General features: G+C 59.4%; 24 protein-coding genes. 10 read left to right on the top strand and 14 right to left on the bottom strand.

The window, feature by feature from the left end:
• Positions 1–93 precede the first annotated feature (93 nt).
• Positions 94–1,122, top strand: coding sequence for a sugar-binding transcriptional regulator (locus tag HMPREF2847_RS04000; protein ID WP_070851630.1), 1,029 nt, complete (start codon positions 94–96; stop codon positions 1,120–1,122).
• A 143-nt stretch (positions 1,123–1,265) separates the two neighbouring features.
• Positions 1,266–2,363, top strand: coding sequence for a YihY/virulence factor BrkB family protein (locus HMPREF2847_RS03995; RefSeq protein WP_070851603.1), 1,098 nt, complete (start codon positions 1,266–1,268; stop codon positions 2,361–2,363).
• On the opposite strand, the gene HMPREF2847_RS03990 is transcribed toward HMPREF2847_RS03995, so the two are convergent.
• Both HMPREF2847_RS03990 and HMPREF2847_RS03985 read right to left on the bottom strand, forming a co-directional pair.
• Positions 2,358–3,575, bottom strand: a complete 1,218-nt coding sequence (locus HMPREF2847_RS03990) for a NupC/NupG family nucleoside CNT transporter (RefSeq protein ID WP_049189791.1) — start codon at positions 3,573–3,575, stop codon at positions 2,358–2,360. The two genes, HMPREF2847_RS03995 and HMPREF2847_RS03990, sit on opposite strands and share 6 nt — an antisense overlap.
• A 45-nt stretch (positions 3,576–3,620) precedes the next feature.
• Entirely contained in the window at positions 3,621–4,040 is a 420-nt protein-coding gene (locus HMPREF2847_RS03985) for a cytidine deaminase (RefSeq protein ID WP_049189792.1), read from the bottom strand.
• Between the two features lie 169 nt (positions 4,041–4,209).
• Between HMPREF2847_RS03985 and HMPREF2847_RS03980 the strand changes: the two genes are divergently transcribed.
• The 4 genes from HMPREF2847_RS03980 to HMPREF2847_RS03965 all read left to right on the top strand — a co-directional run bounded on the left by HMPREF2847_RS03980 (position 4,210) and on the right by HMPREF2847_RS03965 (position 9,180).
• Positions 4,210–5,496, top strand: a complete 1,287-nt coding sequence (locus HMPREF2847_RS03980; RefSeq protein ID WP_070851602.1) for a thymidine phosphorylase — start codon at positions 4,210–4,212, stop codon at positions 5,494–5,496.
• Positions 5,497–5,616: 120 nt separating this feature from the next.
• Positions 5,617–6,267 (top strand): deoxyribose-phosphate aldolase, encoded by a 651-nt coding sequence (gene deoC, locus HMPREF2847_RS03975; RefSeq protein WP_070851601.1) that lies wholly within the window; start codon positions 5,617–5,619, stop codon positions 6,265–6,267.
• Positions 6,268–6,277: 10 nt separating this feature from the next.
• Entirely contained in the window at positions 6,278–8,041 is a 1,764-nt protein-coding gene (locus HMPREF2847_RS03970; RefSeq protein ID WP_070851600.1) for a phospho-sugar mutase, read from the top strand.
• A gap of 464 nt (positions 8,042–8,505) precedes the next feature.
• Positions 8,506–9,180 (top strand): hypothetical protein, encoded by a 675-nt coding sequence (locus HMPREF2847_RS03965; RefSeq protein WP_222866917.1) that lies wholly within the window; start codon positions 8,506–8,508, stop codon positions 9,178–9,180.
• Between the two features lie 55 nt (positions 9,181–9,235).
• On the opposite strand, the gene HMPREF2847_RS03960 is transcribed toward HMPREF2847_RS03965, so the two are convergent.
• From HMPREF2847_RS03960 to HMPREF2847_RS03945, 4 genes are read right to left on the bottom strand one after another with little or no spacing between them, the layout of a single operon-like run.
• Positions 9,236–9,922 carry a biliverdin-producing heme oxygenase gene (locus HMPREF2847_RS03960; protein ID WP_070851598.1) on the bottom strand — a complete coding sequence of 229 codons (687 nt, stop codon included), beginning with the start codon at positions 9,920–9,922 and terminating at the stop codon, positions 9,236–9,238.
• 32 nt (positions 9,923–9,954) lie between these two features.
• Positions 9,955–10,737 carry a heme ABC transporter ATP-binding protein gene (locus HMPREF2847_RS03955; RefSeq protein ID WP_070841495.1) on the bottom strand — a complete coding sequence of 261 codons (783 nt, stop codon included), beginning with the start codon at positions 10,735–10,737 and terminating at the stop codon, positions 9,955–9,957.
• Positions 10,737–11,816, bottom strand: coding sequence for a FecCD family ABC transporter permease (locus HMPREF2847_RS03950; protein WP_070841496.1), 1,080 nt, complete (start codon positions 11,814–11,816; stop codon positions 10,737–10,739). The genes HMPREF2847_RS03955 and HMPREF2847_RS03950 overlap by 1 nt, the downstream gene beginning before the upstream one ends.
• An 11-nt stretch (positions 11,817–11,827) precedes the next feature.
• On the bottom strand, positions 11,828–12,943 hold the full coding sequence (locus tag HMPREF2847_RS03945; protein ID WP_070851597.1) for a heme/hemin ABC transporter substrate-binding protein: 1,116 nt from the start codon (positions 12,941–12,943) through the stop codon (positions 11,828–11,830).
• A 202-nt stretch (positions 12,944–13,145) separates the two neighbouring features.
• Here HMPREF2847_RS03945 and HMPREF2847_RS03940 point away from each other — a divergent pair, with 202 nt between their 5' ends.
• A complete protein-coding gene (locus tag HMPREF2847_RS03940) occupies positions 13,146–13,694 on the top strand; it encodes a thiamine biosynthesis protein (protein ID WP_070851596.1) in 549 nt (182 codons plus the stop codon).
• A gap of 44 nt (positions 13,695–13,738) precedes the next feature.
• On the top strand, positions 13,739–14,923 hold the full coding sequence (locus tag HMPREF2847_RS03935) for an isocitrate/isopropylmalate family dehydrogenase (RefSeq protein ID WP_070851595.1): 1,185 nt from the start codon (positions 13,739–13,741) through the stop codon (positions 14,921–14,923).
• Positions 14,924–15,172: 249 nt separating this feature from the next.
• On the opposite strand, the gene HMPREF2847_RS03930 is transcribed toward HMPREF2847_RS03935, so the two are convergent.
• Together HMPREF2847_RS03930 and HMPREF2847_RS03925 are read right to left on the bottom strand one after the other, a co-directional pair.
• Positions 15,173–16,054 (bottom strand): glyoxalase/bleomycin resistance/extradiol dioxygenase family protein, encoded by an 882-nt coding sequence (locus tag HMPREF2847_RS03930; protein ID WP_070566502.1) that lies wholly within the window; start codon positions 16,052–16,054, stop codon positions 15,173–15,175.
• 3 nt (positions 16,055–16,057) lie between these two features.
• Positions 16,058–16,351, bottom strand: coding sequence for an RNA-binding S4 domain-containing protein (locus HMPREF2847_RS03925; protein ID WP_070566500.1), 294 nt, complete (start codon positions 16,349–16,351; stop codon positions 16,058–16,060).
• Positions 16,352–16,491: 140 nt separating this feature from the next.
• Here HMPREF2847_RS03925 and HMPREF2847_RS03920 point away from each other — a divergent pair, with 140 nt between their 5' ends.
• Positions 16,492–17,019, top strand: a complete 528-nt coding sequence (locus tag HMPREF2847_RS03920) for an HPP family protein (protein WP_224784065.1) — start codon at positions 16,492–16,494, stop codon at positions 17,017–17,019.
• A 58-nt stretch (positions 17,020–17,077) separates the two neighbouring features.
• Positions 17,078–17,773 (top strand): NeuD/PglB/VioB family sugar acetyltransferase, encoded by a 696-nt coding sequence (locus HMPREF2847_RS03915; RefSeq protein WP_070429134.1) that lies wholly within the window; start codon positions 17,078–17,080, stop codon positions 17,771–17,773.
• A 29-nt stretch (positions 17,774–17,802) separates the two neighbouring features.
• Here HMPREF2847_RS03915 and HMPREF2847_RS03910 read toward each other — a convergent pair whose 3' ends face one another.
• The 6 genes from HMPREF2847_RS03910 to HMPREF2847_RS03885 are packed head-to-tail and all read right to left on the bottom strand — an operon-like array spanning position 17,803 to position 25,703.
• A complete protein-coding gene (locus HMPREF2847_RS03910) occupies positions 17,803–18,456 on the bottom strand; it encodes a sugar transferase (protein ID WP_070429100.1) in 654 nt (217 codons plus the stop codon).
• A gap of 10 nt (positions 18,457–18,466) precedes the next feature.
• Positions 18,467–20,194, bottom strand: coding sequence for a hypothetical protein (locus tag HMPREF2847_RS03905; protein ID WP_070851594.1), 1,728 nt, complete (start codon positions 20,192–20,194; stop codon positions 18,467–18,469).
• Entirely contained in the window at positions 20,191–21,369 is a 1,179-nt protein-coding gene (locus tag HMPREF2847_RS03900; RefSeq protein WP_070851593.1) for a DegT/DnrJ/EryC1/StrS family aminotransferase, read from the bottom strand. The genes HMPREF2847_RS03905 and HMPREF2847_RS03900 overlap by 4 nt, the downstream gene beginning before the upstream one ends.
• Positions 21,369–22,559: a glycosyltransferase family 4 protein gene (locus HMPREF2847_RS03895; protein ID WP_070851592.1), complete on the bottom strand. Its 1,191-nt coding sequence runs from the start codon at positions 22,557–22,559 to the stop codon at positions 21,369–21,371. The genes HMPREF2847_RS03900 and HMPREF2847_RS03895 overlap by 1 nt, the downstream gene beginning before the upstream one ends.
• 3 nt (positions 22,560–22,562) lie before the next feature.
• Positions 22,563–23,807, bottom strand: a complete 1,245-nt coding sequence (locus tag HMPREF2847_RS03890; RefSeq protein ID WP_070851591.1) for a lipopolysaccharide biosynthesis protein — start codon at positions 23,805–23,807, stop codon at positions 22,563–22,565.
• Positions 23,808–23,816: 9 nt separating this feature from the next.
• The gene (locus HMPREF2847_RS03885; RefSeq protein ID WP_070851590.1) at positions 23,817–25,703 is read right to left on the bottom strand and encodes a polysaccharide biosynthesis protein; all 1,887 of its coding nucleotides are present in this window, start codon (positions 25,701–25,703) and stop codon (positions 23,817–23,819) included.
• Positions 25,704–25,842: the final 139 nt, after the last annotated feature.

Here is a 25,842-nt window from a genome sequence, read left to right as displayed (position 1 = left end):
GCTTTCCCGATGATCAAGTCGGGCAGGGCCACAATCAAGCGAGGTTCCTGTTACAAGTGCGCTTGCTAAGTGCTCTTGTTGGAGGAGGCCGCTGTGGACAGTCGCGACATCCAGGCACTCACCGCCGTCAAACTCTATTACGGCGAGGGGCTCACACAGTCTCAGGTTGCAACCGAACTCGGGGTTTCCCGTCCAACGGTCTCTAAACTGCTCAACCTTGGCCGTGAGCGCGGTTACGTGCGCATTGAGATCCATGATCCGCGCGAGGAAGCCTCAGAGACCGCTACGCAGATGCGGGATCGCTACAAGTTGAACGATGTGCGCCTGGCGCAACCGGCACGCGCTGGCAATGCAGTCTTGCTCCGCGAGTTGGGGCGCGTGGGCGCCGAGCTTCTCGACGAGCTGGTGGTAGACGGTACCCTTCTCGGTGTTTCGTGGGGTAAGACCATGTACTCCGTATCCACGCAACTGAAGTCCAAGGATGTCTCGGGCGTGGAAATTGTGCAGCTCAAGGGAGGAATGAGCCACTCCGATAAGTCCACGAACGACATCCGCACTATTGGCGCTTTCTGCCACGCTTTCCACGCCTACGCCCGAACACTGCCGCTGCCGGTGATTTTCGATTCGGTCGAGACCAAGCGCATCGTGGAACAGGATCGGTTCATTGCCAGCGTTTTGGCCCTTGGCCGGACGGTGGACATTGCCGTTTTCACCGTCGGCGCCGTCGACCATGATTCGCTGGCCTTGAACTTGGGACAGCTGTCGGCAACCGAAAAGGACTTGCTCGTGGAGCGCGCAGTGGGCGATGCCTGCTCACGCTTCTACCGCGCTGACGGTGGCATTGCGCTGCCAGAGGTCGATGCCCGCACGGTAGGCATCAGTCTTTCTGACCTGCGCCGGATCCCCACTCGGGTACTTGTGGCCGGTGGCGCACACAAGGCCGCGGCCATCGACGTGGCCCTTCGAACAAATTTGGCTACTCACCTGGTCATCGACGATGCCACCGCTGAACGCCTGCTTGCGCTCGACTCACCGGACTCACCAGCTGCACCGGCTTCACCGGCTTCACCGGGCTCACCGGGCTCCCCCGATAGCTCCACCCCTCTTACTGCCACGGAATAACCGTCCCGGAACGCATCAGTACAAAGAACTGACACCCGGGCCCGAGAAGCGTCTTTGTCCTCTTCGACCGATAGACTTAAGCGAGCGCACATGTCCGCATATATGTTGCAGCCGCTGTCCGGTCGGAGAGGACGATTCTTTAGGTGTCACCAGCACAGCAAATCAAGCACACACTCCAGGCCTACGAGTCGGCGGACGCATCATTTGCCCAGTCCGCGAAGAAGTTGCCACCCGTGGGGTGGAAAGGAGCGCTCTACGCCCTCAAGCGTGCGGGTATCGAATTTTTCTTGGAGCTCGGTTTCGACGCTGCCGCGAAGTTGACCTACTACACGGTGTTGACCTTCGCGCCCGCACTGCTTGCGATTTATTCGATTGCCACGCTGATGCTGGCCGGCTATACAGAAGACCTCAACCGACTGACCGAAGATTTCATCCGCAGCTACATTCCGGCTGAGTATGCCGAACCGATCCGCAATGTCATTTCAACGATTATCGGCTCCGCCACGGGCGGTCTTGTCGCACTGACTATCGGTATTGTCTTTGCACTGATTTCGTCCTCGGCCTACACGCGCGCTTTTTCGCGCACGGCGAACTCCATCTACGGTGTTTCCGAAGGTCGCACGCTGATTCGCTACCACCTGCTCATGGTCGCCATTACGCTGCTGCTGTTAATCGGCACTGTGGTACTGCTCATTGCGATTATTGTCAATGACCAGCTAGTTATCACCATTGTCGAACCGGTTGCCCGCCCATTGGGTATTGAATCGACCACGCGCCAAATTATTGACTTCTGCATCTCCGTCTGGAGTTGGGTGCGCTGGCCGGTCATTATCTTGATGTCGATGATTCTGATTGGCTCGCTGTACTACTTCACGCCGAACGTGCGCATGCGCAAATTCCGCTGGCTCAGCACAGGTTCGGCACTGGCAATTATTAGCTCGCTGATCATCGGCAAGGCGCTCCAGCTGTACTTATTCAACTTTGCGGCTTCGAATCCCTATGGCGCCATGGGTGCGGTTATCGCGCTGATGACCGCACTCTGGAGCATTAATGTGGTCGTGGTCTTCGGCTTCAAGCTGGATGCCGAGGTTGAGAGGATGCGCCAACTGCGCGCTGGCCTGCCCTCAGAGCGATACATCCAGCTTCCGCCTCGGGCTACCGCTGCCGCCGAGGGCGAGCAGAAAATCCATCAGAATCTAGAAAAGCAGGCGGCCGAATTCCGAACTGAGGAAGAGCTATAGCGCAATCACACCCACGATTGCTGCGTTGAGCAGGTTGGTGCACAGACCCGCGATCAGCGCCAGTGGACCGTTCTTGGCAATCTCACCGCGGCGCTCCGGCGATAGCGCACCGAAGGAACCAATCTGAATCGCAATGGACGACAGGTTAGCGAAGCCGGCCAGGGCGAAGGTCGCCAGCATGATGGACTTCGGATCCAGCGAGTCGACGTGCTCAGAGAACGAGGTGTAGCCGACGAACTCGTTCAGAATCGTCTTCTCGCCAATGAAGCTACCGACCAGCCCTGCGTTCTCCCACGGCACACCAATCAGCCATGCAATTGGCGCAAAGATTAGGCCGAACAGTCCTTCCAGAGACCAGTTATCCTGACCGAACCAGCCACCGATGCCGCCAATCATCGCCGACAGCATCGCAATCACAGCGATGAACGCAATCAACAGACATGCCACAACCACAGCGATACGACCGCCGGCCAGCGCACCCGATCCAAGCGCATCAATGACGTTCTTCGACTCGGTATCGCGGACATCCTTCACCGACGCATCCAGATCGGATTCCTCTGTCTCCGGCCAGAAAGTCTTCGCAATCAGCAGCGAGCCCGGCGCGTTCATCACCGATGCCGCCAGCAGGTACTCCAGCGGCGCACCGAGCAGGGAGTAGCCAATCAAGGTCGATCCGGCCACCGACGCAAAACCGCCCGACATACATGCGAACAGCTCCGACTTGGTCAGTTTCGGAATATACGGCTTAACGACGAGCGGAGCCTCCGACTGCCCGAGAAAAATCACCGTGGAAGCGAAGACGGACTCCACCTTCGAGGTTCCCATAATGAACTTCAGTGCGGAACCGACATATTCAACGAAGTACTGCACTACCCGCAGGTAGTAGAGGGCACCGAGGACTGCGCCCAGGAAGATGATCACTGGCAGCACGTTGAGCACGAAGACGAAGTTTTTACCCGTGTCGTCGAAAAGATTACCGAAGACAAACGAGGTTCCCTCATTTGTAAAATCGATCATCTTCTCAATGGCGCCGGCGACGCTCTTCAGCGCATTAAAACCAGGTTCCCACTTCAGCACTACCAGCGCGAATACCGCTTGCAGCAGCAGGCCAACGCCGAGTGTGCGCCAGTTAATGGCTTTCCTGTTCTTTGAGATAGCAATGGCAAATCCGATGACGAGGATGATGCCCAGTAAGCCTTGCAGTCTATCCATGACTAAGGTCTTCTTTCTTGATAAAAGAGGCTGTGGTGATGATGCCTACAGGTCCTCGGGACCGAAGGCGTAAGGGAGAATTTTTTCGAAGTCAATGCTGGCCGGAGCGCCTAAACCACCATTTTCCGGGCGCTCGGACTCCACTATGACGCGCTTGCACCCAAATTCGTGCAGGACTTGCCGACAGGCGCCACAGGGGTGGCACGGTGCCGCCTTTCGCCCGACAATGGCGCAGGCAGCAATCTTATGGTTGCCGCCATGCTCCGCGACCATGCGGAACACCGCTGTGCGCTCTGCGCAGTTGGTCAACCCATAGGATGCATTTTCCACGTTGCAGCCTGTGACCACCGTGCCGTCGTCAAGCAGAAGTGCGGCACCGACCGGAAAACCTGAATAGGGGACGTACGAGTTTTCTGTGGCTGCGTAGGCCTTAGCCAGCAGTTCTTCGTCTGAGATGTGGGACATTGTGCTCTCCCTCCCCGAGCCTGTTCGAGGTATTTATGCAAACATACTTATGTGGGTACAAATGGAAAGTTAACTATTGACATTTGTTCTAGTGCTGATGATAATCGGAATCAGCAGAGTTCACAAGACCAATATCGCTAAGCACAATCGCCTATAAAAGGAGCGAACAATGGCTGAAAAGTTCGATGTAGTTGACGTCATCAAGGTAAAGCGTGATGGCGGTGAGCTCAGTCCGGAAGAGATTTCCTGGGCCATTGACGCCTACACTCGCGGCGTCGTGGGCGATGAGCAGATGGCGGCGCTGAACATGGCCATCTTCATCCGCGGCATGAACCGCCGCGAGATTGTGGATTGGACTCAGGCGATGATTGACTCGGGCGAGACCATGAGCTTCGCCTCGCTGAGCAAGCCCACCACGGACAAGCACTCCACAGGTGGTGTCGGTGACAAGATCACACTGCCGCTGGGCCCACTGGTGTCCTCCTACGGCGTGGCCGTCCCACAGCTGTCCGGTCGCGGCCTCGGCCACACTGGTGGCACCCTGGACAAGCTCGAGTCAATTCCGGGCTGGCAGGCCGATGTTCCGAATGATCGCTTGATGCAAATCCTGGAGGATTCCGGCGCGGTCGTCGCAGCAGCCGGTGCGGGCCTGGCACCTGCGGATAAGAAAATCTACGCGCTGCGTGACATCACCTCGACGGTGGACTGCATTCCGCTGATTGCCTCGTCAATCATGTCCAAGAAGATTGCGGAGGGCACCTCCAGCTTGGTGCTGGATGTCAAGGTCGGTTCGGGCGCCTTCATGAAGGATTTGAATCAGGCCCGCGAGTTGGCTCGCACCATGGTTGACCTGGGCAACGACGCGGGTGTGAACACCCGCGCACTGCTGACGGACATGTCCACTCCGCTAGGCCTGACCATCGGCAACGCTCTCGAGGTCCGCGAATCAGTGGAAGTTCTCGCAGGTGGTGGCCCCGCAGATGTCGTGGAGCTGACCTGTGAACTGGCCCGAAACATGCTGGAGCTGGCCGGCGTACACGATGCCGACGTGGAGCAGGCACTGAAGGACGGCCGCGCAATGGATTCGTGGAAGAAGATGATCCGCGCTCAGGGCGGCGATCCGGATGCCGCGTTGCCGGTGGCACCTCACACGCACGATGTGGTTGCGCAGGCTGACGGTTACCTGACCAAGCTGGATGCACTGGCTCTCGGCGTTGGTTCCTGGCGCTTGGGCGCGGGACGTGCTCGTAAGGATGATCCGGTGCAGGCCACTGCCGGTATTGAGATTTTCGCCAAGCCGGGAGACAAGGTGGCCAAGGGCCAGAAGCTGCTCACGCTGCACACTGAAACTCCGGATAAGTTCGAGCGCGCTCTCGAGTCCATCGAGCCGGGCATTGAAATCGGCGACACCGCGCCGACAGCCGAGCGCGAGATTATCCTCGATCGCGTGTCCTAGAAAATCTCTAACGGGCTCGCGCCGGCGCTACTTCCCCGCCCCGAGCCCGCCACCTCCCTACTTTTAAGCACCTAACTTTTAAGCTCTCTCCTAATTTTCCGAAAGGACTTGATTTCTCCAATGACTTCCCGCGCTGATGTTGCCAAGATGATTGACCACACCCTACTCAAGCCAGAAGCCACCTCTGACCAGGTCAAGGCTCTTATCGCCGAGGCCGCCAAGCTCGGCACCTACTCCATCTGCATCTCCCCCTCGCAGCTCCCAGTCGAGGTGCCAGAGGGCCTGCACATCGCCACTGTCGTCGGCTTCCCCTCCGGCGCGGTAAAGACCGAGGTCAAGGCTGCTGAAGCCGCTCGCGCTGTGGCCGATGGTGCTGAAGAAGTCGACATGGTCATCAACATCGCCTTCGCCAAGGAGCACCGCTTCGACGACCTCGAGGCCGAAATCAAGACTGTTCGCGACTCCATTCCGGGCAAGATCTTGAAGGTCATCATCGAGTCGGCCGCCCTGACCGATGAGGAAATCATCGCAGCCTGCAAGGCCTCCGAGTCCGCGGGCGCAGACTTCGTCAAGACCTCCACAGGCTTCCACCCGGCCGGCGGCGCTTCCGCTCACGCTGTGAAGCTCATGCGCGAAACCGTGGGCGACCGCCTGGGTGTCAAGGCCTCCGGTGGCATCCGCGATGCCGCTGCCGCCGAGGAAATGATTGCTGCGGGCGCCTCCCGCCTGGGCCTTTCCTCCTCCGCCGCTGTCCTCGATGGTCTGAAGTAGGCGAACACCGATGCTCTCCGAACAGCTACAAGCCACCATCACCGATTGGATCGCCCACGATCCGGACGAGGCCACCGCCGCCGAGCTCTCCTCGCTTTACGACGAAGCCAAGGCCGCCAACCCCGATGCGATTGCCGAGCTGGAAAGCCGTTTCGCCGGGCCACTCGAATTCGGCACTGCAGGTCTTCGCGGTGTCGTTGCAGCTGGTCAGTCCCGCATGAACCGCGCCACGGTCATCCGTGCCACCGCCGGCTTGGTCGCGCATCTGAAGAACATTGTGGGCGATGACTTTACCGTGGTCATTGGTTGCGATGCCCGCCACGGCTCCGCTGATTTTCACCGCGATGCCGCCGCGGTCGTCGCCGCAGCCGGCGGCAAGGCCCTGGCCCTGCCACAGCAGCTGCCCACACCGGTGACCGCCTTTGCCGTGCGCCACCTCAATGCCGATGCCGGCATTATGGTCACGGCCAGCCACAATCCGCCGAAGGACAATGGCTACAAGGTTTACCTCGGTGGCCGCGCGGTGGAATCGGATTCCCGCCGAGGCGTCCAGATTATCGCGCCCCATGACAAGCAAATTGCGGAAGCCATCGCCGCTGCACCACCAGCTGATGAAGTCCCGCGTGACTTCGATGCCGTCGAGCAGGTTGGTCCTGAACTGCTTGATTCCTATGTGAAACGGGCGGCTGCGCTCGCAACGACGTCGTCAAGCGAAGAGAAGCAGGCAGCGAAGATTGTCCTCACCCCGATGCATGGCGTCGGCGGCGAGACCATCGTGCGCACGCTGAACGCGGCAGGTTTCTCGAATGTCAGCGTGGTCGAGAAGCAGTTCGCGCCGGATCCGGAGTTCCCGACGGTATCGTTCCCGAACCCGGAGGAAGCCGGTGCTTTGGATCTTGCGTTTGAGCTGGCTCGTGCCGAAGACGCGGATGTCATCATCGCGGCTGACCCGGATGCGGACCGCTGCTCGGTGGCTATTCCGGATAGCAGCGTCGACGGTGGCTGGCGACAGCTCTCCGGCGATGACATCGGTGCGTTTCTGGGTGAAGTCATCGCTGCGGATGCCGAGGCTCGTGGGATTGCGACCGTGAGCAATGATGAGGGAGCAGAGTTCCCGGCCACGATGGCTAACTCGATTGTGTCCTCACGCCTGCTGGGCAAGATTGCCGCAGGTCACGGACTGAATTATCGCGCTACACTGACCGGCTTTAAGTGGATCGCTGGTGTGGACGGGCTCATCTTCGGCTACGAGGAGGCCATTGGCTACTGCACCGATCCGGCAGTCGTGCGAGACAAGGACGGCGTATCTGCGGCGGTGCGTGTCGCCGACGCGGTGGCGCGGTTGAAGGGCCAGGGGCTGGGCATTCAGGACCTGCTGGATGAGGTCGCCTGCGCCCACGGCCTCTACAAGACCGCCCCGTTGACCTTCCGCGTCGAGGACCGCTCGCTGATTACCAAGGGCATGGACACTCTGCGCGCCAACCCGCCTGCACAGCTGGCCGGATCGAAGGTCACGCAGGTCACGGACATGAATGACGGCCTAGACATGGTCGATGCCAAGGGCGAGAGCTATCACATCCCGCCTACCGACGGCATTCTCATTCTCACCGAGGCCAACGACCGCGTCATTGCCCGGCCTTCCGGCACGGAGCCGAAGCTGAAGTGCTACTTGGAGGTCGTGCTGCCGGCCGCGCCGGCCGCGATTCCGCACGTGGCTGCGGCCGAGCGGCTCGACCAGATTAAGGCCGAGCTCAAGGAAATCCTGGGGATGTAACCACTAACCGCTGACCGCTAACCACTTGGTAGCTACCAGCCCCACCTCGCAACAAAATGGGGTGCTCATGAACGAAACGGTCGAAAAGTGGCCGTGAAGTCTCATGCGCACCCCAGTTTCGCATGTGCAGTCCCGGTGTCTCGGGCCAGCTCATAAGTCGGGTCATAAGTTAGTGACTGCGTTTATGACAAAAACAAGCAGAAATCAGTACCGAAACTGACATAAACTTACGCAGTTCCTCGATGGCCACAACCTCATTTGAGGCTCACCACCTCATTTCGGGTTTAGCTAAACGCATCCTTGCCGCATTTTGGGATGACATGCGTCCCATAACATGCTTTAAAGTTTTCCCGGTAATACAATAAAAGACGTTAACCGTGTCCCCAGGGGATGGAACACCATTCGCTACGCGGGTTGGGCTCATCACAGGGGAACATCCCCTCCTCGTGATTGGTACGTCCAGCATGTCGTATAACGAGTTCCCCAGCTCAGACCCCAACTACAATTCGAATCCTTCCACCGGTTCTTTCGGCCCCGTCTACCCGAACCAGGCACCTCAACCCCAACCTCAACCGCAGCCCCAATTCGCTGCGCAGCCAGCACCAGCTTTCGCCTACGCAGCCCCGGCGTATCCGCAGCAGAACTCACGCACTTCCGGTGCCTTGATTGCGCTCATCTCAGTGCTGTGTGTGGTGTTGTTAGGTCTGATTGGCGCGGTACTTTATGTCACCCTAGGCAAAGATGACTCGGTGACTGCGGCCGACACACAGACGGCTGCCACTACACAGGTCGCTGCCGATGCTTCGAGCCAGCCCAACCCACCGGTCACGCAGACTGAGACCGTGGTCGTTCCAAACTCCGCGAACTCCGGTGGCTCTGCTGGGTCCTCGGGCTCGTCACGTGGCCTGGCTGGCGGCAACCTCTCCAGCGCATGGAAGGGCACATCCTCAACGAGCGATCCGTTCGTTCGAAATGTACACAGCGCCTACGTCCGCTACCGCAATTCCACTGGTGCGGAATCCGGCACCATCACGGCCTACAGCCCAACGACTGGCCTGACCTACAACATGTGGTGCCGTCCTGCTGGCGGCAACATCAAGTGCACGGGCGGCCGTAACGCAGTGGTGTACATCGGCTAATGCACACCCCCACAGCCACAGTCGCAACACTCCAGTCCGCGCCCTCCGCCGCAACCTACGCCACGGCGTCGTCGAGACCGCCGTCCAGGTCGTGGAAAATCGCCCGATTCAGGCGAAATGCCTTCTTCGCCTCTTCCACAACAGCATCCTTGTCGGCATCCGAAATGCCCAGCTCAGACAGACTCCGTCGGTAGCTGTCGCGGTAGGGCTTAATTTTTCCAATCGCGGAGAAGTCATAGAATCGGGTTCCCTCCGCACCGATGCCGTAGTGCTTGGCCAGCATGGACGCAATCACCTGACCACCAGAAAGATCACCCAAGTAGCGAACGTAATGGTGCGCCAATGCGGCGTTGGCGTTGCCGTTGCTTTCGATTTCACGAAGCTCGGCCACGTAGTTCTTTGTCGCCTCCACAGGCGAGATCTTTTCCCGCCAATCAGCCCCCACCAAGTGCTCAAGGTCGGCTGCCAGTGCTTCCAGACGCTCCAGCTGCGCATCGTAGACCGCGCTGACCTGCTCCGACTCCGCAGTGGACCGCACTGCCTGCTCCAACGCTTCGTACACAAAGTAGAGCTGACCGGTTAAATCGATGGCCGCCTGCGCGTCCAGTTCACCCGCAAGCAGTCTCGACATGAAGTCGGAGTTTTCCGCTTCACTGTGAACACCGGAAGTCTCCACTTTGAGCCGCTCTGCCAAGGGCTGAGCAGCCAGCTTGTCACCTTCTTTAATCGCGTTTTCAACCATGGTTTTCTTCTTTCTCTGTGGGGTTTTGGAGACTAGGGTGAGAGGTCTTGTCCGCGCTGAGGCACCAGCACGGGGTTGCCCGCGGAATCCCGAAGCACTTCCACACCGATGCCGTAGACTTCGCTGACGGTCTGTGCATCCAGGGTTTCCGCAGGCGGGCCTTGCTTTACGACGTGCCCCTGCGCCACCACCACAACGTGATCGGCATACGCCGCTGCGGCGGACAAATCGTGCAGGACCACGACCACGGCTTTGCCCGCCGCCGCGCGGGCGCGCATCATTCCCATGATTTTTTCGGCGTGGTGGAGGTCCAGGGCCGCGGTCGGTTCGTCGAGAAGCACGACGGGAGTGTCCTGGTAGAACACACGCGCGCTGTGGACGCGGGCGCGCTCGCCGCCGGAGAGGGTCGGTACTTCCCGGTCAAGGAGGTGCGCGACGTCGCATTCAGCGATGACTTCCGCGAGCAACTCTTCGTTCGGGCAGCCCCATGGGTTGCGTCCGAAGTCGATGACTTCGCGGCTGGTGAATGGTACAGACAGTTCTTGGCTCTGCACCAGGACGGCGCGGTAGCGGGCTAGCTCGGCAATGGAGAGCTCGGTAATGGAATGCTCGCCGATTCGGACGTCGCCGCCGCTGAGCTCATGGTCGCCGGAAAGCGCTGCGAGCAGTGTCGACTTTCCAGCACCATTAGGGCCGACCAGCGCGGTGACTTTTCCGGGCTCGGCGACCACGGAAATATCGTTCAGGATGCGGTGCCCGCCCAGGGTGATGCTGACATTGTCGGCAGAAATGCCCAGTCCAGAGTGAATTTCCATTAGTGCACCGCCCTCTTCGAACGCAGGAGCAGCCAGAAGAACAGGGGGCCGCCGACGATCGAGGTGAGCATTCCCAGTGGCAGGTCCGCACCGGTAATCATGGTGCGGGCCGCGAGGTCGGCCAGCGTTGTGGCCAGCGCTCCGCCGAGGATGCATGCGGGAATCAGCGTGCGATGCGCCGGCCCCAGCAGCAGTCGTGCAGCGTGCGGCACCACCAAGCCGATGAAGACAATGATGCCGGAAAATGCCACTCCAGCCGCCACGACCAGAGACGTGCCGAAAATAATGGCGCGACGCAGCGTGATGACGTTAATACCCAGGTGGCGCGCCTGCGCTTCACCGAGGCTCAGAATGTCCAGCTTGCGGTAGCTGACCCACATGGCAATTACGGCCGGAACTGTCACCAGCGTAATGATGACAACCTGCGTCCAGGTGGCGCTGGCAAAGGAACCCATCTGCCAGAACACAATACGGTCGCGGGCAGCCGTGGAGGCTACGAATGTCAGGAGCGACACCAAACCACCACAGATGGAGTTCACAGCCACACCGACCAGAATGATTCGGGCGATATCGCGACCACCGTGCGCATTTGCGGCCACAATAGCCGTGGCCACCGCACCACCGATAAAAGCTGAGACCGCAATGGCCCAGCTGCTGGCGAAGACACTCAACACTCCGCCGAGCGCCCCGGAGAGCCCGGCGGCGGTGCCCAAAACTGTGGCGGTAGCAGCGCCGACGGCGGCGCCGGAGGAAACGCCGATGAGACCGGGTTCGGCAAGCGGGTTGCCGAACACCGCTTGCAGCGCCACACCTGCGAGAGCAAGCCCCGCACCAACGAGGCAGGCCAGCGCGATGCGCGGCAGTCGCACCTGCCACAGCACGGTGTCGATGGGCTCTGGCGCGTCACCGAGACCGGCATTGAACACTAGCCTCACCATTGAGCTCAGTGATTCCCCGATGGTGGCACCGAACTGCCCCACGGAGGCCGACCAGCCAATTGCCAGCACCAGCGCTAGGGCGAGCCCGATGAAAACGGCTGCCTGCCTGAACGGACTAGTTTTGTTCGCGGTTGTCTGCATTGCTCAGCTAGTCACTTCCCCGCAGCGTTATCGGCACTCGCACCAGCGCCTACATCAGCACCAGCGCCATCACCTGCACCATCACCAGCACCGCCACCGTAAAGAGCATCCGCAATGGCGCGAATCGCACGCGGCGACTGCGAGTCAAAGGACAGCAGCTGCGAATCGGGCACGTCCACAACGGACTCATTCTGGCCCGCCGGGGTCTGGGCGATGCCCGGGATTTCCTTCAAGCCTTCAATCCCGCCAACGGACTCGAGGCCACCAGACATAACCAGGATGGTGTCTGGGGCCGCTGCGATGAGCGACTCTGGCGTAATCGGCGTGAACGCGCCCTGAATACCAACGCCCTCACCAGCATCAACGCCGCCGAGGCGAGTAATCAGGGAACGCCCACCGGAGTCTGGTCCCGCAATCATGGCCACACCGGTTCCGCGCACATACAGGATCATCATCTTGCGGCCATCGGCCTTGGCCTGCGCGTACTCGGTCGCAGCCGCCATCTCCTTATCCAGGTGCTCCTTCACCGGGCCAACTTGGTCAGCCAGGCCGACGGCATCCGCAACTTCGTCGATAAGCGTGTTGATGGTCTCGGGAGTGCGCTCGTCCGACACATGGACGACGGTGATCCCCGCCTTTTCAAACGTGTCGAAGACACGGCTGGGGCCAATCGAGCCATCGGTAATGATGAGCTCCGGCTTTAGCTTCATCACCGACTCGGCATTGACCGCATGCCCGCCGATAGTGAGGTTCGGCAGATCCTTCATCGCCGGGAAATCGGAGGTGGAGTCGCGCCCCACCAAGCGATCCCCGAGACCAAGCGTGTAGACCGCACGGCTGAGCGCTCCCGCCCGGTCAAGAGTGAGAATACGCTGGTAGTCCTTGTCCGCCGCCGGTTTCGGGTCCTTCACCAGCACCTCGGGGTTTTCCGAAGGTAGATTCGCATGCGCGGCGCCGTGAGCGGAAATGTTGTCGGTGCGCGGCACCGTCGTCACGCCAGCGCTTGACGACGATCCCCCCTCCCTCGCGGCATCATCGGAACCACAGGCGACTAGTCCTGCGACCAGGACCACACTCAGAAGTGCTCCGGCAAGGCTGCGAACGCGACAGGCAGGCACGGTGAACATACTCCCCCTCTGTGAGCTAACGCTGCACGGAGATAGACGACAAAAGAATGACTAAATAACGACTAACACTAGTAACAAAGAGCTTAGAAAGGACTTTGCTCTACTCACCCAAAGAATCTTAGGCTATCTTTTAGGTCTAGGTTAGCCTACCCTTAAATAAGCATAGTAATTTCTACAGTTTGTCGGAAGGACGTTACCTCCTATGACTACTCGCACATTCCAGCGTCGCGCGGCTTTCCTGGCTATTCCGGCCGTCGCCGCACTTCCACTTCTCGCCGCCTGTGGCTCAGATGACGCAGACGGTGCCGCGCAGGATGCTGCCAACGCCTCGGAAACCACCAGTTCGGCTGAGGCTCAAGAAACCGACGCCACCGCCGGTGAAGTAACCATGGAGGCAGAGCCGGTCAACGACCTGTCCGAGGGCGATGTCATCACCGTCGACCTCGCTGGCCTCGCCCCCGACTACGGCTACTACGCCGCACTCTGCGCCGCAGAGAAGGCTCCGGGCAACCCCGTCCCGGACTGCACCGGTGACCGCAGTGCCGGCACTCAGTCACAGCAGTGGATTACCAAGAAGTCCGGCGGCACCACCACCATCGCCGACGACAACACCGCGCACTTCGAGCTCAGCGTCGTCCCCACCGGCGAGGCCGTGGACTGCACCCAGCAGGACTGCGTGCTGAAGCTCTTCGGTGACCACAGCGAGGGCTTCGAGGACATCACCGAAATTCCGGTTACTTTCGCAAAGTAGCCAAACCACACACGCGCAGGCGTCGCAGACCTAGGCTAAGAGCCATGGAAACCGACCAGCCTGCGACTGCCAAAGAGGCGGCACCACGCCGCATCACACTCCTGCCCGGCGACGGCATCGGCCCCGAAATCACCGATGCCTGCCGAGGGCTCATCGCCGACGTTTTCCCCCACTGGGAGCTAATAGAGGCACAAATTGGCTGGTCACAATGGTGCGCGCACGGCGATCCCATCCCACAGGAGACCTGGGAAACACTCGGACGCAGCGATGCCGCTCTCCTCGCCGCGATTACCTCCAAGCCCGCTCGCGAGGCCGAGGATGAACTGGCACCACACCTGCGCGGCACTGGTCTGACCTACCGCTCCCCTATTCTCCAGCTGCGCCAGCGCCTCGATCTTTTCGCCAACATTCGCCCGGTCACCCTGCCCGGCGCGGCTGCCGACTTCACCATCGTCCGAGAAAACACCGAGGGCCTCTACAGTCACGACTATCTCCTTCCGCCTCACGACGCCCCGACCGACTCTCCGCACCACCACCTGTGGGCAGAGGTGGTGGAGGACTCAACGGTGGCTCGCGCCGTCGATAAGCGTGGCGACGTTGCGGTTTCTTTGCGCGTGACGACGTCCTTTGCGTGGCACCGCCTTGCGCGACAGGCGGCCAAGTTGGCTCTCGCGCGGCAGGCGACGCACCCAGATTCGGAGGCCACGCCGACGGTGACGGTGGCGGACAAGCCGAATATCCTGCGGGACTCTGCGCGTGTGATCCGCGGGGCGGTTGAGCAGGTGTCGAAGGAGTATCCGCAGGTCGCATTCGATTTTGCCAATGCGGATGCCGTGGCAATGCAGCTGGTAACCGACCCGGCGCGCTTTGATGTCATCATCGCGGAGAACCTTATCGGCGACATTCTCAGTGACATCGGCGCTGGGCTGATTGGCGGGCTGGGGCTGGCGGCGTCGGCGAATGTGGGCGACGACTTTGCAGTTTTCGAGCCGGTACACGGTTCGGCACCTGACATTGCGGGTCGCGGCGTTGCTAACCCGGCTGCGTTTTTGCTCTCAGCGGCAATGTGCGCGGAACATCTTGGGGCACCGGCCTCAGAGCTTGCGCCCGCAGCCAAGCTGCGCCAGGCCGTCTACGCCGCCACACGCACCGCGCCGACGTTGGACCTCGGCGGCATCGCGACAACTAGTGAGTTTGTGGCTGCGGTGCGGGCGGAGCTGGGGTTGTAGGCATTGACTCGATTACGAAGCGTAATTAAAGTGGTTGCTATCAATCCCAGCCGTTGACCCTCCGCTGATAAGGAGAGCGCCGATGACTGGGATTACTCATAGGGGGAGGGCCAAGAAATATGAGTAGAAACAGATATAGTGCTGCGCGAGCTGTGCCTTTACGTGAGATCACTAACGAAGACGATCCTTTACACGTTAACTACACCGGGAAACGGGCCCCCGAGGACGACGACGAAGAACTCTGAGCCCCTACTGGAACTGGCTGAGGTCAATGCCTTCCAGCGGGTCGGACTCGCGGATGTCCTCCTCCGGCGGCAGCGGCACCTCGCAGAGCACAACTGCCGCACCACACGGGTCCTGCACGGTTGCCAGCGGACCGAACTCGGTGGCCTGCGGGGCGACGAGCACGGAACCGCCCAGTTCCTCAGCCTTAGCGACAGCGGTGTCGATGTTCTCCACGCCGAGGTACGCTAGCCAGCCAACGAAGCTCTTATCGGCCGCATCGGTCTGTGCGGCAACCGAGCTGGCTACCAAACCTGCGAACGGTGCCCCGTCTTCCATCGCGACTGCGAAAGTGCCGTGCTCGTTCTTGTTGCGCACGGCGATTTCCCAGCCAAAGAAGTTGTGGTAGAAGTCCGCGACCTGCTCAAAGGTCTCCTCCGGGCCTGCAACCAGCTCGAACCACACCGGGGTGCCGGGCTCGCCCGCTGCGATGAAGGCCTGCTCACCCGGTTGTTCCAGTAGTCCAATCAGGCCACCGGCGGGGTCGGAAACGACGGCCATTGTGGATCCGTCGACAAGCGGAGTCGGTTCCTGGAAGACCTCGGCGCCGAGCTCGCGCGCCTTCTCGACGGCACCAGCGGCAGAGTCGACATGGAAGTTCACACGCCACTGGTTGACGAAGGCATCCTCAGCGTCCTTATCGGCCTCCAGCAGCACTGACACCGGCATTCCGGACAGCATGGCGATGCGTCGACCAACGGAAGCTTCGCGGGCATCCTCATGAATCGGCGCGGTGTTGCGGTAAGCCCATCCGAGAACGCCGCGGTAGAAGCGCTCGGTCTTACGCGGTGCAGCGGAGAGCAAATCTACGCGCAGGGGCATGCCAAATTCGGCGGGAAATGCGGGCATGAGTTACAGGTTCCTCCACTTTTCAGGATCAAAGTCATCATCGGCGGTGGCCTCATCAAAGTAGTCATCATCGACTTCATCGGCAGTGGCCACGCGTGCCGACATACCAGCAATAGAGACGACGTCCCCTGGACGCAGCACCTTGCCACGACGAGTGTCGACCTCACCGTTCACGCTGACCTGGCCCTCAGCAATGAGTTCCTTGGCCAGACCGCCCGTTTCCACCAGGTTGGCCAACTTCAGGAATTGCCCGAGACGGATGGACTCGTCCCGGATTGCGACATCGATAGGCTCCATGCCCTTAAGTGTGTCATACCCGGCGAAAATGGTCGGAGTTTGGCTGGTTCAGAGAGGTTCAGAGCGTCTCATGAAACCTCTATTTCAATAAAAACTCTGAACCTCTGCGGAGCGAAGCAGCGCATCCTAACATGCTTTCCATGTCCTATTCACGGCCAACGAGACGGCCCCTTATCGCCAGCGAAGCACCACCTCGCCCGCCGCTGCGCCATATTGTCGCCGCCTCGGTCGCCGTGAGCCTGCCGCTGATGACCCTGGCACTCATCTCAACTTCTGTCTCTGACCTGCTATTTTTGCCTCCTATTGGCGCTGCCATGGCGCTTATCGTCGGCGCACCGAACCTGCCCCTGGCTCAGCCACGAAATGTCGTGGTCGGACACCTCATCGGCTGCACGACTGGCATCGCAATTCTGCACATGCTGGGTTCGACCATCATTGCTGCAGCGGTTGCCGCCGGCGTTGCCTTCGCGCTCATGCTTCTTGCTCGCGCGGCTCATTCCCCTGCCACCGCTACTGCTATGGTCACCGTACTGATGCCACACGGCCATGGGCTTGCCAACGACTTCCGCTTCATAGGCTTCATTTTCGCTTCGTCAATCATGATCGTGGTGCTTGGCATCCTCGCAAATCGACTGCGCGGCCTTCGGTATCCCACCTACTGGTGGTAGGTGGATTCGGGGCCAAGCGCTCCGGCTAAAAACGGCTATCAGTGGGATAATGACACTCATGCCAAAGCAGTGGATTAACAACACGACGACCGAAAAGATTGTCATCGTCGGCGCTGGCGGTTTTGGGCGCGAAGTGGCTAGCCATATCCGCGATATCAATGACTACGCCGTGGAAAACGGACTGCCACAGCAATGGGAGATTTTGGGGCTCATTGATGATGGCACCCCGGATATGACCTATTTCCACAAGCTAGGCATCGAGTACCTAGGCGATACCAATATTCTCAAGGATCTGCCTAAGGACGTGCACTACGTAGTTGCAATCGGCAACGGCGCTGCTCGACGCTCGATTGCTCACCGTGCAGATTCCACTGGACTTATTCCTGCAACTTTGGTTCATCCTGACACAACAATTGGTGCTGTGGTCAGCATCGGTCCGGGCACAGTTGTATGCCCTGGTGCGCGAATCACTTGCAACATTGAAATCGGCGCTCACTGCCAAGTTCACGTAAACGTGGAGGTCGGCCACGATGCCGTGACAAATAATTTTGTAAGTATCTTCCCGCTGGCCGCCATCTCTGGATTCGTCACTCTCGGTGCGGAATCCACCATTGGGGCTAACTCCGTTATCAATCCGGGCGTGGCCGTCGGCGAAGGTTCATACGTTGGTTCCGGTGCAGCAGTGAACAAGGATGTGCCCGAATACACGCTAGTCGCCGGGGTTCCCGCAAAGGTTAAGAAAACACTGCGATAACAAAAATGCGCTAGCTTAAGAGCCCAACGCTAGCTAGAAGTCTCCTGGCAAGTGCTCTCCTTCTCCTGCTGGCCAGTAAACTCCGTCATCGTCGCCTGGCCTTCCTCCGCAATCCCATCCCGCTTAAGCACGACCAGGATGGTGTCGAGGAGGATTTTGGCGTCGGCAAGCAATGACCAATTGTCGACGTACTGAACGTCCAGCTCAAAGCGATCCTCCCAGGAAAGGCCGTTGCGCCCTGACACCTGTGCGAGGCCAGTGATGCCCGGTCGAACTTCATGGCGACGTGCCTGGCGAGGCGTGTAGAGGTCAAGGTATTTCACAAGCAGTGGGCGCGGGCCGACGAGGCTCATGTCGCCGCGCAGGACGTTAATGAGCTCCGGGAGCTCATCCAAGCTTGTGGAGCGCAGGAGTTTTCCCACCTCGGTGAGGCGCGAGGCGTCGTCTACAAGCCCTTTTGCCGGATCGAGGTGATGCATCGTCCGGAACTTGAGCATGTTAAACAGTTCGCCGTCCTTGCCCGGACGTTCCTGACGGAACAGGACTGGCTTGCCCATAGAGGTTCGCACTGCCAAGGCCGTGGCGCCCAGCACCGGGGACAGCACAATCAGACCTGCCGCCGAGGCTGCGATGTCGATGCCACGCTTGACTGCTCGCTGCGCGCGGATGCCCAATGAATCCACTGGTTATCTCCTACTTTTCGTTGAACATTTCGTGCAAGAGCTTTTCGGCACGCGCATCGACCTCCGCGTTCGGGCGCGTCCTAACCAGCCAACCAATCGCACCTGCCGCCCCAGCCGTCGCAAACGCGGCTGCCGCAACGCGCAGTTTGGTGTTGTCATTCTTGTTGTCAGGCGCGCTTTGCTTGACGACGGTCACCGCTGGCCCCGACTCCGGAACAACCTGCTCTCCGCTATCGGCGACCATGACTGGTTCGGGCTCGGCTGCGGGTACTGGTTCTGGTTCCACTTCAGAGACTGGTTCCGGCTCCGAATCCGTCTCAGATACAGGTTCATCGGCAACTCGCTCGATAGCATTTACCGCCTGCACTGGCTCAGAAGTGAGTTCCTCTTCCTCGGTACTTTCGGTCAACCTAGTCTTGTCACTGCGGAACAAGGAAACGATTCCCACCACAAAGGCAACGAAGAATGCGATTGCGATTTCAAGACCAATTCGCGGCAGCGTCCGGAACCAGTAAATATGCAGGCCGCCCCAAATAAGGTCACCCAGACCAGCCGCGAAAGTCACTGCAGTAATAAACAATGCTGGCGCCCACCAGCGCGTCTGCAGTGCAGCATGTCCGCGAGTAACTGCCCAGTTAAACAGGGCAATGCCGAGTCCGAGTACTAATCCGCCGATGACGACACCAATGCTGCCCCACATCCAGTACCACTCACCGGTAGCGTTAGCGGCCACCGAATACCAGTCGTACTTCGGGATTGCCTTCTCTGGCTTCCAATACTTAACCAACTCGTACCCCACTGCACGAGGCAAATCCCAGCTCTCCGGCGCAATCGGCGTTAGCGGAGTCAGCAGGTTTTTTCCGCCTTGAAATTCAAAGCGTCCCTGCTCATGCAGGTCGACCAGATTTGCGAAGGTAACAAATGGATCAGTCAAAGATTCCAGACCAGTGCGGTTAGCTGAATTACCCTTATTGATGCTCTCCTGGTGAGCTTTACGCAGCGTTGCAAACACCATCAACGCACCAGGGCCCATAACAATGGCCAGAAGCTTGATCCAAAAACCCCGCACACGAATCGCGAACAACACCAAGAGCCCAAGCCCCACAGCTGCGATACGCAAGCGGCCTTGTCCACTATGAATATCTAGGACGTACACCGCCGACATGCCTAGCACTACTGGCAATGACAAAACCAGGAGAATCACCGATCGCGACCACCAGGCACCAAAGGAAACCAACAGGATTCCCACAATTGCCGGGCTTTCAATAATGATGCCAGGCAGTAGATTAGAGGCGCGGAATTGGTACGAAAACGCGTACAGCGCAAGGCCGATGAGGATGAAAAGCCACCGGCCAGGAAGCACCTTTTTATCGAAACGAATTTCTCGACCAAAGCGCCAAGAAATCATGGTCACGAGAAAGGTCAGCAAGTAGGTGAGGCCAACGGCCGTGCGCAACGCTTCGCTTGAAACTCTTGTGTCATCCCACGCTTCGTAAGCAGGAAAAGCTGCCGTAAACAGGGTCACAAGCGCAAATACGCCCAACGGTGTGATTGTCCGACCGCCGTTGCCCAAGAAAGTACGCAGGCAGAAAAAAGCCAACAAAATGGTACCGATCTGCGCCCCCTGCAGCGGATCCGTCCACGATGTCACTACGACGACTGAGAACAGCCACAGAACCGCCTCGATAGCTGTCAGTTGCGATATCCGGGCTATTCCCGTGTCGATAGCTTTGGTCATCCCAGCACTTCCTTCAGAACACCAATCACCCGCGCGACGTCATCATCGTCCAGCGCCGGACCACTAGGAAGAGTAATGCCACGGGAGAAAAGATTCTCAGCGGTGCCGTTGATGGTGGCCCGCGCGCCCTCGTACACTGGCTGCAGGTGCATCGGTTTCCACAGATGACGGGCCTCGATGTTGGCCTCGCCCAGCGCTGCAATCACGCTGTCCGGACTCAGCACACCCTTATCGACGGCCTCCTGCGGCAGCACAATCGAGGTCAGCCAGCAGTTCTCGGTGAAACGCTCATCGGAGTCAGATAGCAAGCGGGTACCTTTACCAGGGGCATCGTCGTCAAGCGAGGCGAGCAAATCTAGGTACGCGTCGCGAATCTGGCGGCGGCGAGCAATCATGTCGTCCAGACGCGAGTGCTGCGCCCGCCCCAGCGCGGCAAGCAGATTGGAAAGACGGTAGTTGTAGCCGATTTCGGTGTGTTCGTACCAAGCGACGGGCTGACGCGCCTGCGTGGACAGGTAGCGCGCGCGGGCGATGAGATCAGCATCGTTGGACAGCAGCATGCCACCGCCGGAGGTGGTCATGATTTTGTTGCCGTTGAAAGACAGCGCGGCGGCACGGCCAAAGCTGCCGGCCGGCTGATCATCGACGCTGGCACCGAGCGCCTCGGCGGCGTCCTCGATGAGCGCGATGCCGAGTTCTTCCAGGCGTGGCGCGAAGGCCGGGTAGTCGGCGCAGCGGCCGAAGAGGTCCACAATCATCACGGCGGGAACGCTCTTGCCCTCGGCAAGCAGTTCATCGACGGTGCGGAGCAGCAGCTCAGGGTCGATGTTGCCGTCCTCTGCGGCATCGACAAACACCGGCGTAGCGCCGACGTAAGCGATGGCGTTGGTCGTGGCCGCGAAGGTCATGGTGGAAACCGGGATGTAGTCACCTTCACCAATCCCCAGCGCGAGCAGCGCCAAGTGCAGGCCAGCAGTTCCAGACGACAGCGCGAGCGCGTGCTCAACACCGCAGCGCTTGGCAATCTCCGCTTCAAACGCGTCTACCTCGGGACCCAACGGAGCCACCCAACCAGAGTGGAGTGCACGAACGACGGCCTGTTCTTCTGCTTCGGTGACTGTCGCGAGCGAAAGAAAGATCCGCTCATTGGGCTTGTTAGTGTCGGCGTTAGTCATTACTTCTGAACCTTTCGAACGCGGTTGAGTACCTCGATGAGCTGGTTGTACAGGCTGTCACGAGCAAAACGCTTCTCACCCAGTTCGCGGTTTCGCTGTCCCGCTGCGCGCATCTCTTCGCGGTCGGAGATGATCTCAGCGAATCGCTTGGCCGCAGTCGGAATATCGCGCGAGAGACGCCAGCCGGCATCGTGCTCGGTTGCGGCTTCCTCCAGCCAGCCACCGTGGTTGAACACCACCGGACGCGATGCGGCCATGGCATCGAAGACCTTGTTCAGGGAATTGCCCTCCAGGCAGGGGTCATCACGCAGCGGCGATAGCGCGATATCGGCGGCAGACACGTACTTGGCGACATCTTCCTTCGGCTGACGGCCGAGGAACATCGCATCGGCATCGAGGCCAGCGTTCTCAGCGCGCTGGTACAACGCATCCGAGTCGCTTCCCTGCCCCAGCAGGACAAAGCGCACATTCTCCACGCCATCACGACGCAGCTGCGCCGCCAAATCCACAAGCCACTCCAGCTGGTAGGACATGCCAAAACCACCAGCGTAGACCGCCACCACGTCATCGCCCCAGCCCTGCTCCTTACGGAAAGCTGCACGCTGCTCGACCGGGACATCAAAACGCTCAAAGTCCGACGCATTCGGAATGACAGTCACGCACTTCTTCGGAGCTACCTCTTTGACGCCATCGGCCATCGACGGCGACAGCGCCACGACCTCGCTCGATGCCGCATAAAATGCCTTCTCCAGTTGCTTGGCCAGGAAAATCGCCACCGGATTATTGAGGTAGCCCAACTTGATTGGCACCTCTGGCCACAGGTCACGGATCTCCGCCACCAACGGCGCACGCTGGGTAAACTTCGCCACAATTCCCGGAACCGCCACAGTTAGCGGAGTCGAGGACGCGTAAATCACGTCGGCAGGCACACGGGCAGCAACCGCGGAAGCGCGCACCAGGAAGTTGAAGAAACTGACGATGCGCTCGCGCTTCGACATTTCATTGCGGTACGGAATCGCTAGACGACGCACGTGGATGCCATCAACAGTTTTATCCATGGCCTCATCGCGACCACAGATCATTGTCACCTCGTGGCCTGCAGCGGCCATTCGGCGGGCAAACTCGTAGGGGCGGGAACCACCCGGCTCACCGGGGAGAACAAAGTGCTGGTGGATATAAGTGATTCGCATTGTTTAGCTTTCCTCGATTACGTCGACGGGAAGTTCTTCGTTGGTGGTTGATGGATTTTTCGGGCCTCTGCTCGGCTGCATCAACGCCACTGCGGCAACAACGGCTGCTGCAAAGTAGACAACTGCGCTGGTCCACGCGAGACCGAGGGCGTCTCCGAGAAGAATGCCAATCGGGTAACAAATGACAGCGATAACGGCGGAAATGAGCTCCACTCGGCCAATTCGACGGGGATTGTCGCTGCCGAGAATTTCACCGCACAGGTGTCGGTAGCAGCCGAGCACCACGGCCGCGATAGTCAGTGGCAGCACCAACTCCCGAGCAGGCTCAAACTCATGGCCGAATACCGGCACGATGAGGAAGTAGAGTGCCATACCACCGAGCGCACCAAGCGCGCCGTACGCTGCAGTGACTATGCCAAGGTGTCGGAGCACACGAGACGGGGTGAGTTCGCGACCCCTCTGGTCGCTGGTGCGCTGATCGGCGACTGACTGCGCGACCCAGTACAGCGGCTCTGTCGCCGTCGCCACGACCACGAAAAGGCCTAACGACGCCGGCGAGGCCAGCGCCGGCAGTAAAACGCGCCCCAAGCGTGTGGTCGTCAGCGGTCCGAGACCCGATGCGATGAACGGGGCATTTGTACGAGCCGTCTCTACCACTCCGCCGACACGGGAATCGGTATGCTCGCGTGACTTCGCCAGCGACCAGATTGCCAGGGGCAGCGCCGGGAAGATGTAGGCCGCAGCCCACCAGCGCCAGTCCTCGACTCCAGCGAAATACAGCGCAGTGCTAATCAGCAGCACTGAGCCCTGGAAACAGACGAATACTGCGACGAAGAAAGACACTCGATGGCGGCTGATAGCCATCGCACGAAGCATGGAAAATGACACGGTAACCAAGGCGACAATGCCGGCCATTGCCGTCCACGGTCCGTAGACGACACCTGCGATGGCACAGGCAATCAGAGCGACCACAGTCATGGCGAAACCACTCGGAATGAGACCGTGGTCGTAATCATCGCGGCGCAGCAAAAGCCGATCGGCCCCAAAGCCGACGAAGGGCGCCACAATATAGGCGAACTGCAAAACGGTAGCGACCTCGCCTCGACCGGCGGGCCCCAGCACTCGCGCGGAAAGAATACTGACCACAAAGGCGACGACTGCGGCGAGCGCTGAAGCTGCCGAAATCGTCGCAACTGTTCGAACTCTTTGCGCCAGCTGCCCGGAGTTAGAGGAGCTGGTGGTTGTCACGGTGGGGAGTCATCCTAACTGTTTTGCTTTCGAGCTAGCGGTTGCAAGTGATTGTGCATCAGCGGGATACGCCGCAATACTGCTTTGCGCCCCACCGTGCTCTGCAAGCCAACGACGTGCAGCATCGTGATTATGTGTGCACGGGAGAATCCGCGAATTCAGCCGTTCCGGCTCAACACGTACCTCAGTGATCAGCGGATGACGATCACCAATCTTGGGAACCTCGCGGTCATCAACCAAGTCCTCGGAGATCTTCTCACCTTCGCGAAGACCCGTGTAGACAATCTCTACGTCTGCGTCATGGAGCCTGATAAGGTTCTCCGCCAGCTCAGCAATCTTGACCGGCTTACCCATCTCCAGCACCAGAGTCTCACCAGACTCTGCAATAACGGTAGCCTGCAGCACCAGCTGCGATGCCTCCGGAATGGTCATGAAGTAGCGCTGAACGTCAGGGTGCGTCACCGTAACCGGGCCGCCCTCTTCAATTTGACGCTGGAAAGTCGTAATGACCGAGCCACGCGAGCCAAACACGTTACCGAATCGGACAGATGCCCAGACACCTTCGTGAGTTTGCCCCATGTGCGCAGTCAGACGTTCTGCGGCGCGCTTGGATTCACCCAGAATCGAGGCTGGGTTCGCAGCCTTGTCCGTGGAAATATTAATAACGGTTGAAACATTGGCCGCAGCGGCTGCATCCAGGACGTTCTGGGTTCCGATGACATTGGTTTGCACTGCTTCTGCAGGGTAGCTCTCCAGCAGCGGCAGGTGCTTGAGAGCTGCAGCATGGTAGACAACATCGGGCTTGCGCTCGGTGAAGATCTGCGTCAGCATTTCCGCGTCACGGATATCAGCCAAGACGGTATCGGAGCCGTCGAGAAGCGCCGAACCCGTCAGCGACAGCTGAGTGGCATGCAAGCCGCCCTCATCGCGATCCAGCATGATAAGTTCTGCTGGCTCAAAGCGGTGAACCTGTCGGCAGATCTCGGAACCGATAGAACCGCCAGCGCCTGTGACCAGCACCTTCTTACCGCGGATTATCGAAGCGACCTTGGATTCATCCAGGTGTAGGGGCTGACGGCCAATGAGGTCGGCGATGTTAATTTCGCGCACCTGCGAGGTAGCGACAGCGCCACGGTGGCGCGAGTACTCCTCCACCGGCGGCAGAATGAGCAGGCGCAGGGACGATTCCTCACAAATGTGGTTGAGGACGTTGATGCACTCAGTGGACAGTGGCTCATCAGTCGCAATAATGACCGACTCCGCCGAAGTGCGCGATGCGACTTCGCCCAGCTGATCAATGCCACGAATCACGCGGAGACCATGGATACGAGAAATATGGTTCTCGCCGCTTTCTTCGGGATCGACGATTCCAACCAAGTGGAAGCGGTTCTCACGGGAAATACCGGAATCCGTAAGGCTGTTAATAAAAAACTTGGCTCGACGGCCTGCACCGAGAACAATCAAGCGATCATCCGTCTGGCGGGAACCAAAGTTGTTGGTGATCCAGCGAGCGAGAGTTCGGGTATAGATACTTGCCAAAGTTGCGACACACCCACCGGCGAACGGAACGTACCACGCAATTTCCGGGACGGTCTTCAGAATTTGAGCCAAACCAGTGGCTGCGGTAGCGCCACCCATGCTGATGGTCAGCAGAACAATATCTTCAGTTCGACTGCCGGGCCATACGCGTTGCGGGTTAGTGTACTCCCCGAGCAGCAGGCCTAGCAGGACAATGACGACTACGGCGACGGCGACAACCAAAAAATTAGTGCCTGATATCTCAGAGAAAGATACCAATTCCCCGCGGACGATTCCGTTAGCGGCGGACAGCGCAACCAGCCAAGCGAGTACATCAAATACACACCAGGCGAGCTGCTTCCAGTCTCGGATAAACATTCTTATGCCTTTTACTGCTGGTTAAATTTCCTAACGCACAATGCGTTCCACAGGCTTGGCATACTATGCGATATAAACTACATTTACAGCTCCTACCCCAAAGGGCTACCCCATCGTTCGGGTAGCCAAAAAGCCACCC

The sequence above is a fragment of the Corynebacterium sp. HMSC074C03 genome (genome assembly GCF_001838285.1).
GTDB classification, from domain to species: Bacteria; Actinomycetota; Actinomycetes; order Mycobacteriales; family Mycobacteriaceae; genus Corynebacterium; species Corynebacterium amycolatum.
The sequence above is the reverse complement of the archived record's forward strand: the minus strand, read 5'-3'. Positions and strand labels throughout refer to the sequence as shown.

Bases quoted from the DNA above. Each gene is read 5' to 3' on its own strand.
- HMPREF2847_RS03925 (WP_070566500.1), bottom strand. From the start codon at position 16,351: ATGGAGCCTATCGATGTCGCAATCCGGGACGAGTCCATCCGTCTCGGG.
- HMPREF2847_RS03990 (WP_049189791.1), bottom strand. From the start codon at position 3,575: ATGGATAGACTGCAAGGCTTACTGGGCATCATCCTCGTCATCGGATTT.
- HMPREF2847_RS03960 (WP_070851598.1), bottom strand. From the start codon at position 9,922: ATGGTTGAAAACGCGATTAAAGAAGGTGACAAGCTGGCTGCTCAGCCC.
- HMPREF2847_RS03930 (WP_070566502.1), bottom strand. From the start codon at position 16,054: ATGCCCGCATTTCCCGCCGAATTTGGCATGCCCCTGCGCGTAGATTTG.
- HMPREF2847_RS03950 (WP_070841496.1), bottom strand. From the start codon at position 11,816: ATGCAGACAACCGCGAACAAAACTAGTCCGTTCAGGCAGGCAGCCGTT.
- HMPREF2847_RS03940 (WP_070851596.1), top strand. From the start codon at position 13,146: ATGACTACTCGCACATTCCAGCGTCGCGCGGCTTTCCTGGCTATTCCG.
- HMPREF2847_RS03895 (WP_070851592.1), bottom strand. From the start codon at position 22,559: ATGCGAATCACTTATATCCACCAGCACTTTGTTCTCCCCGGTGAGCCG.
- HMPREF2847_RS03970 (WP_070851600.1), top strand. From the start codon at position 6,278: ATGCTCTCCGAACAGCTACAAGCCACCATCACCGATTGGATCGCCCAC.
- HMPREF2847_RS03955 (WP_070841495.1), bottom strand. From the start codon at position 10,737: ATGGAAATTCACTCTGGACTGGGCATTTCTGCCGACAATGTCAGCATC.
- HMPREF2847_RS03905 (WP_070851594.1), bottom strand. From the start codon at position 20,194: ATGACCAAAGCTATCGACACGGGAATAGCCCGGATATCGCAACTGACA.
- deoC (WP_070851601.1), top strand. From the start codon at position 5,617: ATGACTTCCCGCGCTGATGTTGCCAAGATGATTGACCACACCCTACTC.
- HMPREF2847_RS03920 (WP_224784065.1), top strand. From the start codon at position 16,492: ATGTCCTATTCACGGCCAACGAGACGGCCCCTTATCGCCAGCGAAGCA.
- HMPREF2847_RS03885 (WP_070851590.1), bottom strand. From the start codon at position 25,703: ATGTTTATCCGAGACTGGAAGCAGCTCGCCTGGTGTGTATTTGATGTA.
- HMPREF2847_RS03915 (WP_070429134.1), top strand. From the start codon at position 17,078: ATGCCAAAGCAGTGGATTAACAACACGACGACCGAAAAGATTGTCATC.
- HMPREF2847_RS03900 (WP_070851593.1), bottom strand. From the start codon at position 21,369: ATGACTAACGCCGACACTAACAAGCCCAATGAGCGGATCTTTCTTTCG.
- HMPREF2847_RS03945 (WP_070851597.1), bottom strand. From the start codon at position 12,943: ATGTTCACCGTGCCTGCCTGTCGCGTTCGCAGCCTTGCCGGAGCACTT.
- HMPREF2847_RS03980 (WP_070851602.1), top strand. From the start codon at position 4,210: ATGGCTGAAAAGTTCGATGTAGTTGACGTCATCAAGGTAAAGCGTGAT.
- HMPREF2847_RS03965 (WP_222866917.1), top strand. From the start codon at position 8,506: ATGTCGTATAACGAGTTCCCCAGCTCAGACCCCAACTACAATTCGAAT.
- HMPREF2847_RS03935 (WP_070851595.1), top strand. From the start codon at position 13,739: ATGGAAACCGACCAGCCTGCGACTGCCAAAGAGGCGGCACCACGCCGC.
- HMPREF2847_RS03985 (WP_049189792.1), bottom strand. From the start codon at position 4,040: ATGTCCCACATCTCAGACGAAGAACTGCTGGCTAAGGCCTACGCAGCC.